This window comes from Chryseobacterium proteolyticum (assembly GCF_046591535.1).
Lineage (GTDB): Bacteria > Bacteroidota > Bacteroidia > Flavobacteriales > Weeksellaceae > Chryseobacterium > Chryseobacterium proteolyticum.
This window is the reverse complement of sequence record NZ_JBJLWK010000002.1, coordinates 365955-382300: the sequence shown is the minus strand read 5'-3', so window position 1 is coordinate 382300 and position 16346 is coordinate 365955. Positions and strand designations below refer to the sequence as shown.

Below are 16346 nucleotides of genomic sequence, written 5' to 3'. Positions count from 1 at the left end.
TTTTATATAAATGTCTATAGTTATTACTTGATAAAAAACTATTTTTGAAATTCTTAATATCACAGAAAGCTACAGTTAATTTTATCTTCAATATCGATCTTATTCTTAGAGTAGTGTAAAATGTAATTAATAAATAAATCAAGGTAAATGGATGCCGTTTTAAATTCAAAAATTCAAAAGATTTTACTACTGAGCTCTTTTCTTTTTTTCTTCATTGGAAAAATTCAGGCTCAAAAAATTGAAAATGTTTCTAAGAAAGGAGAAACTTCAGTAGAAGTTTTGCTCTCTGATAACAAAAAAATGACAATAGATTTTTATGGAGAAAATATTTTTCGATTATTTTTCGATCCCAAAGGAGGAGAAGTAAGAAATCCTGAAGCGATACCTCCTGCTCAGATTTTGGTAGATCAGCCCAGAAGAAAAGTAAAAGAAATTGCTGTCAACAATTTACCGCACACTGTTTCTATTTCCACCAGTAAAATTAAAATAGAAATTGAAAAAGCAACTTCTTTATTTAAAGTAGTCAACTTGAGCCTTAATAAAGAGATATTTTCTTTTGTTGCTCCCATTGAATTTAATTCTAAAGAAGCAGTGCTTACTTTATCTCAAGGAAAGGATGAATATTTCTATGGAGGCGGAGTACAAAACGGTCGATTTTCTCATAAAGGAAATACCATCTTTATTGTGAATCAAAATAACTGGACTGATGGTGGTGTTGCATCTCCAAATCCTTATTATTGGTCTACAAATGGGTATGGTTTTATGTGGCATACTTTCAAAAAAGGATATTATGATTTCGGTAAACAAAATAAAAATGAAGTGAAACTGGCTCATGAGATTAATTACCTGGATGTTTTCTTTATGGTAAATGATCAACCTAAATCTTTGTTGAATGATTTTTACCAGCTCACAGGAAACCCTGTACTTTTACCCAAATTTGGTTTTTATGAAGGACATCTTAATGCCTACAATAGAGATTATTGGAAAGAAGATGATAAAGGAATCCTATTTGAAGACGGAAAAAGATATAAAGAGAGCCAAAAAGACAATGGAGGGGTTAAAGAATCTTTAAATGGAGAAAAAAAATAACTATCAGTTTTCTGCCAGAGCAGTGATAGACCGTTATAAAAATACAGATATGCCTTTGGGGTGGATATTGCCAAATGATGGTTACAGTGCTGGATACGGGCAGACAGAAACCTTGGATGGCAATATAGCTAACTTAAAATCTCTCGGAAATTATGCCAGAAAAAACGGCGTAGAAATAGGGTTATGGACCCAATCAGATTTGCACCCTAAAGATGGTATAAATGCTCTTTTACAGAGAGATATTATAAAGGAAGTAGGTGAGGCAGGTGTAAGAGTACTAAAAACGGATGTTGCCTGGGTAGGTCCTGGTTATTCATTCGGACTGAATGGTATTTCAGATGTAGCCCAAATAATGCCGCGCTATGGAAACGGAAGTCGTCCTTTCATCATTTCGTTAGACGGCTGGGCTGGTTCACAACGATATGCAGGTATTTGGACAGGAGACCAAACCGGAGGGGAGTGGGAATACATCAGATTCCATATTCCTACCTATATAGGTTCTGGTTTGTCTGGCCAGCCTAACATTACTTCGGATATGGATGGTATTTTTGGAGGGAAAAACCCAATCGTTAATACAAGGGATTTCCAATGGAAGACCTTTACTCCTATGCAGTTAAACATGGACGGCTGGGGAACAAACGAAAAGTATCCCCATGCTTTGGGTGAGTCTGCTGCTTCTATTAACAGGAACTATTTAAAATTGAAATCCAGTCTGCTTCCTTATAGTTATAGTATAGCGAAGGAAGCCGTAGAAGGATTGCCAATGATCAGAGCAATGTTTTTAGATGAAGCTAATGAATATACCCTAGGAAAATCTACTCAATACCAGTATCAGTATGGACCTTATTTCTTAGTAGCTCCAGTATATCAGGCTACAAAAACGGATAAAGAAGGAAATGATATTAGAAATAATATTTACCTTCCTAAAGGAAATTGGATTGATTACTTTACAGGGCAAACTTATGAAGGAGGGATTGTTTTAAATCATTTCGATGCCCCAATTTGGAAACTCCCTCTATTTGTGAAACCAGGTGCTATTATTCCGATGGTAAATGCCAATAACAACATTCATCAAATCAATAAAAAATTTAGAATTTATGAGGTATATCCTTCAGGCAAATCCAGTTTTATAGAATATGATGACGATGGCGTAACCGAAAATTACATGAAAAAAGAATCTGTAAGCACTCTTATAGAAAGTAATGTTGTAAAAAATACTGCAACAATAAGCATCTCTTCTACTCAAGGTAACTTTAATGGCTTCGAAAAAGAAAAAATGACAGAATTTAGAATCAATGTTACTAAGAAACCATCCGGTGTAAAGCTTTCTATTGGAGGTAAAAATATAAAACTGAATATAGTAAATACTTTAGATGAATTCAATAATGCTACAAATGTATATTTTTACAATAGTAAACCTGAATTCAATAATTTTTCTACAAAAGATTCTGAATTTTCAAAAGTTTCGATTTCTCGAAATCCACAATTGTGGGTAAAATCAGGAATCACAGATGTTAGCAAAAACAAAGTAGAGCTTGTCATTAAAGACTACCAATTTATTAATTCTAATCAACTAAAAAAGAATTCCGGAGCATTTGCAGAAGCTTTGAAACCAATCACTTCAGAAAATACAAACACCGCATATTCTATATTACCATCGTGGAATACAATTCCTAATGCTGATTATTACGAAATACTATATAATAATATGGTATACAGTAATATAAAAGATACCTCTTTCTTATTTGAAGGATTAGATCCTGAAACGAAATATGATTTCAAATTAAGAGCCGTAAATAAAACAAATACTTCTGATTGGGTTCCTTTTTCATCCCGAACCAATAAAAACCCTTATGAATTTGTAATTAAAGGCATAAAGGCCACAGCCACAATTCCAAGTCAGGAAGGAGAAGGACTAGAGAATCTTTTTGATCAGGATATGAGCACAGGCTGGCACTCGGATTATGAAAAAAGCAAAGTCCCTTTTGAGATAATTTTAGATTTAGGTTCTATTAATACCATAAGCAAATTAGAATATATTCCTAGAAACAGTGGTTACAACGGAATATGGATGAATGGTAAAATTTCGTATAGTGATAATAAAAAAGATTGGATAGAACTTGGCTCTTTTACATGGGATAGAAATAACAAAAGTAAATCTTTAGATTTCGCCACACATCCAACTACACGATTTATGAAGATTGTAGTAAGCAATGCTTTCAAAAACTTTGGAAGTGGAAACGAATTATATGTATTCAAAGTTCCAGGGTCTTCAAGCTTGCTTCCCGGCGATATCAACAATGATCAGAAAATTGATATGAATGATTTTACTTCATATATTAATTATACAGGTTTGAGAAAAGGAGATTCTGATTTTGAAGGATATATTAGCAACGGAGATATAAATAAGAACGGTTTCATTGATGCCTTTGATATTTCTAACGTCGCTACGAAAATAGATGGAGGAGTAAATGATGAAGAATTCAAACCACTGCAAGGTAGCATTACAATCTCTGCCTCAAAGCAACAATATGCTAAGAATGATATCATTGAAGTAGTAGTAAAAGGTAGTAATCTGCAATCTGTAAATGCATTAAGTTTCGCTATTCCGTATAAACAGGAAGAATTGGAATATATAGGAATTACCCCATTAAATATCGGACAAATGGAAAATCTGACTTATGACAGACTGCATACCAACAAAGAAAAGGTATTATATCCTACGCTGGTCAATGTAGGACAAAAACTTCCTTTAGAAGGCACAACGGATTTATTCATTATTAAATTTAAAGCAAAAAGAAACGGATCATTTAATATAAAAGCAAGTAAAGGATTACTTGTTGATAAAACACTGAACTCTATTAACTTTTAATTACGAAATTATTTAAAAGCAAAAGAAAGAATTTACATTTTTTGACAACATCTCACGATATGAGTAAGTTAAAAAGTCAAGGCTTGGATTTTAGAATCTGAGCCTTTTTTCAAAAACAAGCATAAATTCGTTCAGAATGATGCCCTATTTAGCTTTTGTTTATATTTTTTTTAAATAATTTCAGGTAAAAAATATTAATTCAAATCATTTATAAGGAATTCCTGATAATTAGATCAGACGCATTTTCGATCCTTTCTTGTTTGGAATTAAGAATCATTTCTGCTAAGATCTTTCCCATTTGCCAAAAATCCGTGGAAATTGTAGTAATACCACTTTCTACAATACCTTTAAGAGGCGTTTCGTTGTAGGAGATAATTCCGAAATCCTTTTTAATCTTTAGCTTCTGCTTTTTAGATTGTTTAATAACATTTACCAAGTGTTTATCATCAGGAATTATGAATACATCTCCATCCAGTATTTCCTCGTCGGTAAAATTATTGATAATGATATGTTTCTTTTTATGCTGCTCACAAAAACTGGTAAATCCTTCTACCATACCTATAGGTTCTTTTTCTCCTGGAAAAATAAGAATCAGTCTTTGGTGTGCTTTAAGCAAAGCTTTCGCTTTTGATAGACCATTATACATGTCTTTTGCGAAATTCTGATAGACTGATGAATATTCTCTTAAATGTAAATTGGTTTGATCTAATATATAAACATCCTTCTTTGGAAGCATCTTAATAATGGGCGCCGTATTATTCATATTGCCAGGCATAATTATGTACTTTGTGTAGTTTCCATTATTTTCTTCGATTAACTTCTTGAAGACATCTATATTGAAGTAATGGAAAAAAACATGGATATTAGATCTTTGTTGTAACTCTTCCAAAAATGAATTATATAGTGTTTCCTTGAAAGCATTAAGCTCATCAAATAATAGAAAAATTCGCTCTTCAAAATCCCAATCAGTGCTTTTTATGTAGTACCCTTTACCTAAAATGGCATTTACTATTCCTCTCTTTTTCAATGTTTCGTAGGCATATAGAACGGTGTCTCTAGAAATGCCAAATTCCATGCATACTTTATTTATGGAAGGTAGCTTGTCATTTTTTTTTTAGCAGTTGCTGAGCAAGAGCCTGTTCAATGGAATTTATAATCTGTTGGTATTTAGGGATAACCGAATCGGGAGTTATTTTAATAAGTTTCATAATATTTCCAATTTTTTAAAACTAGTGGTGAATATACAAAAACTGGTAGGAACAAGTATGGATGCGTTTTCCAAATTTATATATTTGGTAAGATAATGTTTCCTTTTGTGTGATTTTGATGCAAAAGATTCAATTTTATTCTAAATGATCTATTAAGGGCGCTAAATTATTAAATACTTTAGAGTATATAAAAGTGCTAAAAAGTGTACAAATCTATGATAAACTTACTATAAAAATTTTTAAGCGTGGGAAAACTTTCGACTCTTGATTTTGTTATATTTCTAATATATTTTTCGGTTGTAACAGCATATGGCTTATGGATATACAAGCGAAAGAAATCAAAAACGACAGGAAGTAAAGATTATTTCCTTGCAGAAGGCTCACTTACGTGGTGGGCAATTGGAGCGAGCCTGATTGCATCTAATATTTCGGCAGAACAATTTATTGGGATGAGTGGAGAAGGCTTCTTCATAGGAGTAGCTGTTGCCGTCTACGAATGGCTGGCTGCAATTGCCCTAATCATTATTGCAGTATGGTTTATTCCGATTTATCTCAAAAATAAGATTTATACGATGCCCCAGTTTTTGGAAACACGATATAATAAGTCTGTTTCCCTTATTATGGCTGTTTTTTGGCTATTTTTGTATGTAATTGTTAATCTTACTTCTATTCTTTATTTAGGAGCTGTAGCTATTGATTCATTGCTTGGTGGAGGCCACCTGCATATCATCATGATTGCACTTTTACTAATGGCTTTGTTTATTGGATTGGGGGGGAATGAAAGTCATTGGCTATACGGATGTTATTCAAGTAACAGTTCTTGTTATTGGTGGTTTTGCTACAGTTTACATGGCATTACAGGTTGTGGATCAAAGAATTAACGGTGCTGCTATTGGAAATGCCTTAACGGGTTTAGATACCCTTTTGAAAGAAGCTCCGGGACATTTCAAACTCATTCTAAATAAACCACAAATAACAACAACTTCTTTATCAATGCCGGAAAATTTAGCGGTGCAGAAATATGTGGTTTTGCCAGGCTTAGCGATGTATTTTGCTGGACAATGGATTGTACAACTTAATTATTGGGGATGTAACCAATACATTACCCAAAGAGCATTAGGAGCAGATTTGAAAACAGCAAGAACAGGAATTTTATTTGCAGGGTTTTTAAAACTTTTTATGCCTGTAATTGTTGTACTTCCTGGGATTGCAGCTTATGTACTCTATACAAAAGGTCATTTGTCAATTTTTAATGGGGTAAAAGATAGTGCTTATTCTTCAATATTGGGGTTGCTTCCATCTGGGCTTAAAGGTCTTGCGGTTGCTGCTTTAACAGCTGCAATAGTCGCATCACTTGCTGGAAAAGTAAATAGTATATCTACAATTTTCACTTTAGACATCTATAAAAAATATTTAAACACCAACACCTCTGAAATGCAAATGGTAAGAACAGGACGTTGGGCAATTATAGTGGCTATGCTTATTGCTTTGGTATTTACATGGACAGATATTTTGGGAATCGGTGGAGAAGGCGGTTTCACATTTATACAAAAATATACTGGCTTTATTAGTCCGGGTGTATTTGCTATGTTTATTTTAGGAATGTTTTGGAAAAGAACTACCGGAACCGCTGCTATAGTTGGAGTTATTCTTGGTTTTTTATTATCTATTTTCTTTAACAGCTTTGCAGTTGGCCTGTTTGGGAAAGAAACATGGATTTATACAGCATTCACTTATGAAAAATTGGAAAACGGTGTGGTGAAAACCATTACAGAGATTCCTTTCCTTATCAATATGGGCTGGTCATTTTTCATTACTGCAGTTGTAATGATTCTCTTAAGTTTTTTTGAACCAAAAGTAAATCCAAAGGCTTTTGTCACAGACAAAAATATGTTCAGTGTGGACAATAGAACATTATTCCTGATTGTCATTATTTTATTACTTCTAACTGCTATATATGTTCGTTTTTGGTAATAGAAATTTTGATTTTTGTATTTGAGGAAAATGAGAAATGTTGGTTTTTTGCTATAATTTATCACATAGACACTTTTATAGAAAATAGTTTTTCATCCTTTAGCCTTGCTCAATGGAATTTATAATCTGTTGGTATTTGGGTAGAACTGAATAGCGAATTATTTTAATAAACCTCGATATATTTCCAAATTTTAAACTGGTAGTAAAGCTACAAAAACCGGTAGGAACTAGTATGGTAGTGTCTGGTAAATTTATAAATTTATTTTATTAACTAAACTAGATTTATAATACATTACGATGAAGCTTATTAAAAATATAATTTTAGCCTTGTGCTTAGTAGGGGCAAGTTCGATAAATGCACAACAGAAACCTATTAAATATGAATCTTTCAAAATCGAGAATGGAGAATTTAAATTTAACGGACAGGCAGTTAAATTGCATTCAGGCGAGATCCATTATGCCAGAATTCCTCATGATTATTGGAGACATCGCTTAAAAATGGTTAAAGCGATGGGACTAAATACAATAGCTACATATGTATTTTGGAATTATCATGAAATAGCTCCTGGAAAATGGGATTTTCAAACCGGGAACCGAAACTTACCTGAATTCTTAAAAATAGCAAAAGAAGAAGGCTTAATGGTAATTCTTCGCCCGGGACCTTATGTGTGTGCAGAATGGGAATTCGGAGGTTATCCTTGGTTTTTGCAAAATGACAAGGATATGAAAATTAGAGAATACAATACTCCTTTTTTACATTCAACAAAAGCATATTTCACAGAACTTTATAAGGTGGTAAAACCTTATCTGATTGTTAATGGTGGTCCTATTGTGATGGTGCAGGGAGAAAATGAATTTGGATCTTTCGTTAGTCAACGGGAAGATATTAAAATGGAGGATCATAAAAAATATAGTTCATCTGTATTTGATCAATTAAAAGAAGTTGGTTTCAAAGGGATGGAGTTTTTTACTTCAGATGGAGACTGGTTATTTGAAGGAGGTGCTTTGCCCGGCGCTTTGCCGACTGCAAATGGAGATGAAGATCCAGAAAATATTAAGAAAGAGGTAAAGAAATTTCATAACGGAGAAGGTCCTTTTATGGTAGCGGAATACTATCCCGGGTGGTTAGATCATTGGGCAGAACCTTTCCCTCGTAAAGCCGCGGAAAGAGTAAAAAGCCATATTGAAAAATTCATGAATAACGATATTTCTTTTAATATTTACATGGTTCATGGAGGAACTAACTTTGGGTTTACCTCTGGAGCTAATTACGATAAAGATCATGACATACAACCGAGTATGACCAGTTATGATTATGATGCTCCCATTACTGAGGCAGGTTGGGAGACTGAAAAGTACTTGAAATTAAGAGAATTATTAAAAAATTCTTCTACGCCTCCTATTCCTGCAAAAATTCCAGTCATTGAGATTCAGGGTATTAAATTGTCTCAGGCAATAGATTTAGAAAATTTAAAAAATCATGTAAGGCCAGTAATTAATGATAATCCTTTGACTTTTGAGCAATTAAATCAGGGGTATGGCTATGTCTGGTACAGCAAAAATTTTAATCAGCCAATTAAAGGAACTTTAAAAATTGATGGATTAAGAGATTATGCGATTGTTTATGTGAATGGAGAAAAAGTTGGAGAGCTTAATCGTTACTATAAAAAATATGAATGTGAAGTTAATATACCCTTCAATGGAAAATTAGACATTTTGGTAGAAAACATGGGAAGAATTAACTACGGAGCTGCTATTAATAAAAATACAAAAGGAATTATTTCTCCTGTATTTATTAATGACCGAAAAATCACCGGAGATTGGGAGATGTATGGACTTCCTTTTGAAAAGGCTCCGGTAATTGATGCAAAACAAAAATCAGATCTAAAAGAGAATAGACCAGCTATCTACAAAGGAAATTTTAATGTATCAAAAGTGGGAGATACTTTCTTGGATATGCGGCCTTTTGGAAAAGGAATTGTATTTGTTAATGGAATCAATTTAGGAAGGTATTGGTCAGTAGGGCCACAACAGACATTATATTTACCCGGGTGTTATCTAAAAAATGGTGATAATGAGATTATTATTTTTGAACAGAAAAATAATAAAATTAATACAGAATTAAATACATTAACCGAACCTATTTTGGACAAGTTAAATCCTGAAAAAGGGCTAAACTGATATAAAGAAACTCAATATGAGTAGTTCATTTAACAGCAAAGATCATCCACATAGAAGATATAATCCTTTATTGGATGAGTGGGTTTTAGTATCACCACAAAGAGCAAAGCGGCCATGGCAAGGACAACAGGAAGAACCATTGCCAAACGTTCAAAATCAATATGACCCTAAATGTTATTTATGCCCCGGAAATTCAAGAGTTAACGGAGTCCAAAACCCCCAGTATGAGGGTGTGTATGTATTCGATAATGATTTTGGAGCTTTATTGAGCGAAGGAGTAACCTTTGATAAAACCGAGGATGAATTATTTAAAACTGAACCTGAAAGAGGAATTAATCGTGTAATTTGCTTTTCACATGACCATTCATTGACTCTTCCTGAAATGTCTGTAGAAGCAATTACAAACGTTGTGTCTGTCTGGAAAGAAGAATATCAGAATCTGGGGAGGCTAGATTACATTAATCATGTTCAGATTTTTGAAAATAAAGGAGCAATTATGGGCTGTAGTAATCCTCATCCTCATGGGCAGATTTGGGCACAGTTATCTATTCCTTCCCAGGTAGCCAGAACACAACAAAATTTGAAGAACTATTATGATAAACATGGAACAACCCTTCTGTCTGATTATCTTCAAAGGGAAATAGGAATTAATGAGCGAATTATATTAGAAAATGAAGCTTTTGTGGCCTTGGTTCCATTTTGGGCAACGTGGCCATTTGAAACAATGATTATTAGTAAAATGCCCTTAAATAGCCTACTTGCTTTTTCACATGAAGATCAAGTTTTATTTGCTCAGATATTGAAAGATTTAACTGTGAAATACGATAATATTTTCTCTACTTCCTTCCCTTATTCTGCCGGAATACATCAGGCACCTACAGATCTGGAATCACATGAGGAATGGCATTTTCATATGCATTTTTATCCCCCTTTACTTCGCTCAGCTAGTGTGAAGAAATTTATGGTAGGATATGAAATGTTGGCAGAAGCACAAAGAGATATTACTCCGGAACAAAGCGCAGACATTCTTAAAAAAAAGTTCAACAATTCATTATAAAAGTAAATAAAATAGCTCTTAATAAAAAATAGACTGTTTTATAAATTGGATACAAATAAAATGTCAAATATTAAATATATTTATTCTATAATTAAAGAGGGTAATATCCCCCTTTTTAGAGAATTATATGGGCGGAATTCAGAATTATTACATCAGCAAGCAGTCCGATATACCAAAACATTATCCCGTTTCAAAGAAGTTTTTGGGGATAAAGAGATTTCTGTTTTCAGCGCACCGGGAAGAACCGAAATTGGAGGTAATCATACAGACCATAATCATGGTCGCGTATTAGCGGGTGCGGTAAACTTAGATAATATTGCCATTGCAGCTAAAAATAATTCAAATATAATCCGGATTGAATCTTCAGGCTATCAATCATTTGAAGTAGATTTAAATCATCTTGCTCCCAACGAAAATGAATTTTTAACTCCAGATGCTCTTGTTCGTGGAATTAATGCTCGATTAAAGGAATTGGGATATGGAATAGGAGGATTCGATGCCGTAATTGACGGATGTGTTCCTAAAGGTTCAGGATTAAGTTCGTCTGCATCATTTGAAGTATTAATCGGGGTAATTATTAGTCATTTATTTAACGAAGGTAAATTAGATCCCATCTTAAATGCTCGTGTAGGACAATATGCAGAAAATATTTTCTTTGGAAAACCTTGTGGATTAATGGATCAGGTAGCTTGTTCGGTAGGAGGATTGGTATCCATTGATTTTGCTGATATAGCAAATCCTATTGTTAAAAAAGTAGATTTTGATTTTGAATCTACCGGCTTTTCTTTAGTAATTACAGATTCCCGAGGGGATCACACCAATTTGAATAATGAATATGCTGTTTTACCTAAAGAGATGAAAGACGTTGCAACCCATTTAGGATGCGGTGTGCTGAGAGAAACTACCTTGGAAAAAGTAATGGATATTGCACCTTCGATCCGTCAGAAAGTGGGAGATCGGGCTATTTTAAGAGCAATTCATTTTGAATGCGAAAATGACCGGGTAGTAGATGAAGTAATGGCATTAGAGAAGAATGATTTTAAAAAATTTTTACAATTGGTAATAGATTCTGGGCATAGTTCATATATGTACAATCAAAATGTTTATGTATCAAGTAACATAAAAGAACAAGCAGTTTCATTGGGATTGGCATATAGCGAAGTAGTATTAAAAGGTACTGGAGCTTGGCGTGTGCATGGAGGAGGATTCGCAGGAACCATACAAGCTTTTGTTCCGGAAGATTTGCTTGAAAGATACATTACAACTTTAAATCATTTATTTGGTGCTGGTTCTTGCCATCCTTTATTTATTAGGCAAAAAGGAGCCGTCAAATTAGATTTTTGAAATAATGGGTATCATCAGTGAAGTGGCTTTTAATACAGTTCACAATAATCAGAAAGTACAATTATTCACTTTGAAAAATAAGAATGGGATGATTGTACAGATAACTAATTATGGTGCAATCATAGTTAGTATTAATGTTAAAGATAAAGAGGGGAAATTGACAGATGTGGTACAAGGATATGATACAGCACAAGAATATATTGATAATAATAAACTTTATCAAGGAGCTATTTGCGGTAGATATGCTAATCGTATCAAAAAAGGAAAATTTACATTAAATAGAAAAAAATACTCATTAACAGTTAACGATGGGAGTAATCATTTGCACGGTGGTTTGATTGGTTTTGATAAGAAAATATGGGATGTTAAAGAGACTTCCGCCTCAAAAGTGACCTTTCAATATACTTCTCCTGACGGGGATGAGGGTTATCCGGGTACAGTAATTGTAACAGTAACCTATTCTATTAATGAAAATAATGAATTACGATTAGATTATTCAGGAACAACAGATCAGGAAACTATACTCAGTCTTGTGAATCACTCTTATTTTAATTTGGCAGGAGAAGGTAGTGGAGCAATAAATAACCACCAATTGCAGATCGAGGCTGATTTTTACACTCCTCTTACAAAAAATCATGAACCAACGGGTGAGATCTTAACTGTAAAAAATACCCCGTTTGATTTTACCTCCCTGACATTTATTGGAGACAGAATTGATAGTGATCATGATCAACTTGCTATTGCTAATGGATATGATCATAATTTTGTTTTAAAACACGGTATATATAGTTTAGATTTAGTAGCTACCGCTATAGAGCCAGGGTCGGGTAGAAAAATGGAGGTATTTACCACTATGCCGGGCTTACAATTATATACTGCCAATTGGATAAAAAACGAAAAAGGAAAAGAGGATCACATATATCAGGAAAGAGAGTCGTTTTGTTTGGAAACGCAAAACTTTCCCGACGCAATTAATCAATCTCATTTTCCATCACCAGTACTAACTCCTAGAAGTGTATATAAACATTCAACTATTTACAAATTCTCAATTATTGACACCAAATAATTAGATTTATATTCAAAATGGGTTGATGGATTTTTTGGGAAGCTTACTGGTTTCAAGAGCAACACTTCAAAACCTTCTGTTCAAACTTTACAAGCTTAATCTTAATGCATATTTTGCTCAAGATATGAAATCAGTAAAATTTCCCCTTTGTTTCTGGAAGGATTTATTATAGGGGAAAACGATATACTTCAGAATACTAAAAACTGAGCATTAGATAAAAACAAAAACCACCTTATAAAAGGTGGTTTGTGGTTTCTCCAGGAATCGAACCAGGGACACATGGATTTTCAATCCATTGCTCTACCAACTGAGCTAAGAAACCATTATATTTTTGTTTGTCTTACTTCGTTGTTTTAAAGTGATGCAAAAGTAGTAAGTTTTAGTATATGACGCAAGTATTAAGACGTTTTTTTTTCTGTCAATAACAAAAACCTACTGATTCTCAGCCGGATTATTTTCCTGCTCTTTTCTGATTTGTTCACTCATTTCTTCCAGTACCGGCTTAATCGTGCTTTCCGGAAGATCACTGATTCGAATATACATTAGTCCATCAATAGCATCATTGAAGTTTGGATCCACATTGAATGCGATTACTTTTGCGTTTTGCTTTATGTATTTTTTGATCAGAACAGGTAATCTTAATTCCGGTTCAAGATCATCAATGATTTTGTCAAGCTTATTAAGATCGGATTCCATCTCCTCGAAAAAGATATTTTTGTCGCGGTCTCTAAGCTTTACCTTGTATTCGTTTCTCGGAGTAATGTATTGGGCAACGGCTCCGTCATAATAATTTGAGCGCATGAACTCAATCATTAAAGACTTTGAAAATTCGGAGAATTTATTGGAAATACTCACGCCACCCATCAGGAACTTATGATCAGAATTTCTCAGGCATACATGAACAATTCCCCGCCACAATAAAAAAAAGTGGAAGAGGTTTCTGTTGATATTCCTGGCAGATATAGGCTCTCCCCATTTCAATAACCTTTTTGAAGAACGGATGGATATCCTGTTCAAATTCAAAAAGTGAACTGGTATAGAATCCTTTGATGCCATATTTTTTCATGACATCTTTACCCAAAGCCATCCTGTAAGCTCCGACAAGTGTCTCTGCCGTATTGTCCCAAAGAAAAAGATGGTGATAATGTTTATCGTATTCATCAAGATCAAAAGGGAGATTGCTGCCTTCTCCTACAGCACGGAATGTAAGTTCCCTTTGTCTGCCTATTTCCCTCATTACAGAAGGAATTTCTTCATAGGTTGTAAAATAGATTTCGTAATTGCCATTACTGAAAAGCATTTTATCAGTACCTCTCAGCTTATTGATGTCAGAAAGAATATTTTCTTTGGGAGTTTCATCAATAATATTCTGTACAATATTTTCTTCTTTAAGTAAAGGGAATTTTAACGATAGATTTTGCAGGTTGATAACCTGCGCTAATGATTTTCGCTTTTCGTAGTAAGATTTCATCATATAAACCTTACGCTTTAAAAACTCACCCAGTTCTTCGATGGTCTCCATTTCATCCATAGCCTTTACCGCAATCGGTTTACCGATCCTGATACGGATAGGTTTTTCCCTGTCATTCATCATTTCTGATGGTAACATCAGGGTTTGTAAATTAGCATGGATCTTTGCAACCTGATAAAATAAAGTACTGTTTTTTGCATGAAAATACATGGGCACAACCGGTACTTTTGCCATTTTGATCAGTTTTAGAGCAGGCTTTTCCCACTCCTTATCCAAAATCTCACTATAAGGATTGTTTTTATTGGAAACCTCACCAGCTGGAAAAATACCTACACATCCTCCGTTTTCAAGATGTTTTAAAGTTTCACGCATTCCGGAAGAGCTGCTGTAAGCACCTTTTCTGTTTTCAAATGGATTTACAGAAATTACATACGGTTCCATTGGTTTTATTTTCTCCAGTAGAAAATTACCCATTACTTTGAAATCCGGACGCACTTCTGTTAATATTTTACACATTAGTATCCCATCAATTGCTCCAAGAGGATGATTGGATACCAAAATAAATGGACCTGTTTTGGGAATTTTAGCCAAATCTTCTTCAAAAGCAATATAGCTTAAGTTTCTTTCCCTCACAAATGAATCGAAAAAGTCTTTACCTTCCTTGTCTTTTAGTTTATCATATAGTTTGTTGACTTCATTTATTTTAGCAACGCTCATGATAGCAGATGCCACAGGATTCTTTAGGAACCCTATTTTACTTAAGCCGGAAGCCTGGATTAAATCGTTTTTCGAAATTAAGCTCATATGTGTTTAGTCGCAATTATATTTATTGTGTTACCATCTGAAGCGTATTCTTTGAAATCTGTTCCAATAATACACTTTTTTCCTGGTAAAATTTGTCAATGTTATCCATCTTCGCATTTCTTACGGTGAATAAGGATACATTTTTAACTACATCAGTTCTGAAATCTTTCTGTAGTTCTTCATTCAGCTCATCAATTGCATTGAATTTATCTTCCAAACATAAAGCTAGTGAAATTGCAGAATTCTGCATCAAGGAAACTTTAATTTTATGTCTTGACAAAAGACTGAAGATTTGACTCATGTGATCTTCTGCAATAAATGAAAAATCCCTTGTAGATATTTTTAAAAGATTCTGATTTTCTTTTAAAATATATGTTTCTTCGTGCTGGTTTTTTTCTGAAGCTCCTACTTTTGTTCCTTCTTTTGTAGGATCTACAAAAGATTTTACGTAGAAAGGAATGCTTTTTTGCTGTAGTGGTTGAAGGGTTTTCGGGTGAATTACACTCGCTCCGTAATAAGCCATTTCGATTGCTTCTTCATATGAAATATTGGAAAGAAGGGTAACATCCTTAAATTTTCTCGGGTCCCCTGTCATTACGCCTGGTACATCTTTCCATATGGTCATTGCCTCTGCATTCATACAATAAGCAAAAATAGCAGCAGAATAATCTGAACCCTCTCTTCCTAATGTTACCGTGAAGTTATTTTCATCGGATCCAATAAATCCTTGCGTTACATAACAAATTTCAGAATTCAGGGTAGAAATAAATTCCTCTGTTTTTTTCCAGTCTACATTACCATCCCTGTAAGAATTATCTGTTTTAATATAATCTCTGGCATCCAGCCACTGATTAATAAACTGTATTTCATTCAGATATTCACTTACTATCTTTGTAGAAATCATTTCTCCACAGCTTACCACCTGATCGTAAACGAAATTGTAATTAGGCGATTTATTTCTTCTTAAAAAAGAATCAAGGTCGTCAAAAAATAAATTGATTTCTGCAAATACTGGATGATTTTCCTGAAAAAGCCCTTCAGCAATTTCAATATGTTTCTGTTTAATAATCTTAATTTCAGTTTGATAGTTTTCCTTCTTGAAATAAAGCTCCACAACCTTTTCCAATTCATTCGTCGTTTTGCCCATTGCTGAAATTACCAGCAAACATTTGGCAAATCCCTGGCTTTTTAAAACCATTGACACATTCTTTACGCTTTCAGCATCTTTTACAGATGCTCCACCAAACTTGAAAATTTTCATTAAAATATTAAAAATAAAA

General features: G+C 33.8%; 8 protein-coding genes, 1 tRNA gene and 2 pseudogenes. 7 read left to right on the top strand and 4 right to left on the bottom strand.

Translation table 11 applies throughout. The features are described 5' to 3' along the window. The first annotated feature begins 147 nt into the window (after window positions 1-147). Together ACJ5H0_RS07640 and ACJ5H0_RS07635 are read left to right on the top strand one after the other, a co-directional pair. A complete protein-coding gene (locus ACJ5H0_RS07640) occupies window positions 148-1089 on the top strand; it encodes a hypothetical protein (RefSeq protein WP_411248562.1) in 942 nt (313 codons plus the stop codon). Further along, window positions 1073-3961 (top strand): TIM-barrel domain-containing protein, encoded by a 2889-nt coding sequence (locus tag ACJ5H0_RS07635; RefSeq protein ID WP_411248558.1) that lies wholly within the window; start codon window positions 1073-1075, stop codon window positions 3959-3961. Before ACJ5H0_RS07640 ends, ACJ5H0_RS07635 begins: the two co-directional genes overlap by 17 nt. 208 nt (window positions 3962-4169) lie before the next feature. Here ACJ5H0_RS07635 and ACJ5H0_RS07630 read toward each other — a convergent pair whose 3' ends face one another. Then, a complete protein-coding gene (locus ACJ5H0_RS07630; RefSeq protein WP_411248555.1) occupies window positions 4170-5036 on the bottom strand; it encodes a substrate-binding domain-containing protein in 867 nt (288 codons plus the stop codon). Between the two features lie 378 nt (window positions 5037-5414). Between ACJ5H0_RS07630 and ACJ5H0_RS07625 the strand changes: the two are divergent. The 5 genes and pseudogenes from ACJ5H0_RS07625 to ACJ5H0_RS07605 all read left to right on the top strand — a co-directional run bounded on the left by ACJ5H0_RS07625 (window position 5415) and on the right by ACJ5H0_RS07605 (window position 12791). Continuing rightward, window positions 5415-7143: pseudogene (locus ACJ5H0_RS07625) on the top strand (sodium:solute symporter family transporter). Between the two features lie 297 nt (window positions 7144-7440). Continuing rightward, entirely contained in the window at window positions 7441-9324 is a 1884-nt protein-coding gene (locus ACJ5H0_RS07620; RefSeq protein ID WP_411248553.1) for a beta-galactosidase, read from the top strand. Window positions 9325-9340: 16 nt separating this feature from the next. Further along, window positions 9341-10381, top strand: a complete 1041-nt coding sequence (locus ACJ5H0_RS07615; protein ID WP_411248549.1) for a UDP-glucose--hexose-1-phosphate uridylyltransferase — start codon at window positions 9341-9343, stop codon at window positions 10379-10381. Between the two features lie 45 nt (window positions 10382-10426). After that, on the top strand, window positions 10427-11725 hold the full coding sequence (locus ACJ5H0_RS07610) for a galactokinase (protein ID WP_411248545.1): 1299 nt from the start codon (window positions 10427-10429) through the stop codon (window positions 11723-11725). Between the two features lie 4 nt (window positions 11726-11729). Then, the gene (locus ACJ5H0_RS07605) at window positions 11730-12791 is read left to right on the top strand and encodes an aldose epimerase family protein (protein ID WP_411248541.1); all 1062 of its coding nucleotides are present in this window, start codon (window positions 11730-11732) and stop codon (window positions 12789-12791) included. A gap of 249 nt (window positions 12792-13040) precedes the next feature. Here the strand turns inward: ACJ5H0_RS07605 and ACJ5H0_RS07600 are convergent. From ACJ5H0_RS07600 to ACJ5H0_RS07590, 3 genes and pseudogenes are all read right to left on the bottom strand, one after another. After that, window positions 13041-13113: transfer RNA gene (locus tag ACJ5H0_RS07600), tRNA-Phe, on the bottom strand. A 110-nt stretch (window positions 13114-13223) separates the two neighbouring features. Then, window positions 13224-15066 (bottom strand): annotated as a pseudogene (locus ACJ5H0_RS07595) (lysophospholipid acyltransferase family protein). Window positions 15067-15088: 22 nt separating this feature from the next. After that, window positions 15089-16327 carry an aspartate kinase gene (locus ACJ5H0_RS07590; protein WP_273648684.1) on the bottom strand — a complete coding sequence of 413 codons (1239 nt, stop codon included), beginning with the start codon at window positions 16325-16327 and terminating at the stop codon, window positions 15089-15091. Window positions 16328-16346 lie beyond the last annotated feature (19 nt).

Bases quoted from the DNA above. Each gene is read 5' to 3' on its own strand.
- ACJ5H0_RS07640 (WP_411248562.1), top strand. From the start codon at position 148: ATGGATGCCGTTTTAAATTCAAAAATTCAAAAGATTTTACTACTGAGC.
- ACJ5H0_RS07635 (WP_411248558.1), top strand. From the start codon at position 1,073: ATGGAGAAAAAAAATAACTATCAGTTTTCTGCCAGAGCAGTGATAGAC.
- ACJ5H0_RS07630 (WP_411248555.1), bottom strand. From the start codon at position 5,036: ATGGAATTTGGCATTTCTAGAGACACCGTTCTATATGCCTACGAAACA.
- ACJ5H0_RS07620 (WP_411248553.1), top strand. From the start codon at position 7,441: ATGAAGCTTATTAAAAATATAATTTTAGCCTTGTGCTTAGTAGGGGCA.
- ACJ5H0_RS07615 (WP_411248549.1), top strand. From the start codon at position 9,341: ATGAGTAGTTCATTTAACAGCAAAGATCATCCACATAGAAGATATAAT.
- ACJ5H0_RS07605 (WP_411248541.1), top strand. From the start codon at position 11,730: ATGGGTATCATCAGTGAAGTGGCTTTTAATACAGTTCACAATAATCAG.
- ACJ5H0_RS07590 (WP_273648684.1), bottom strand. From the start codon at position 16,327: ATGAAAATTTTCAAGTTTGGTGGAGCATCTGTAAAAGATGCTGAAAGC.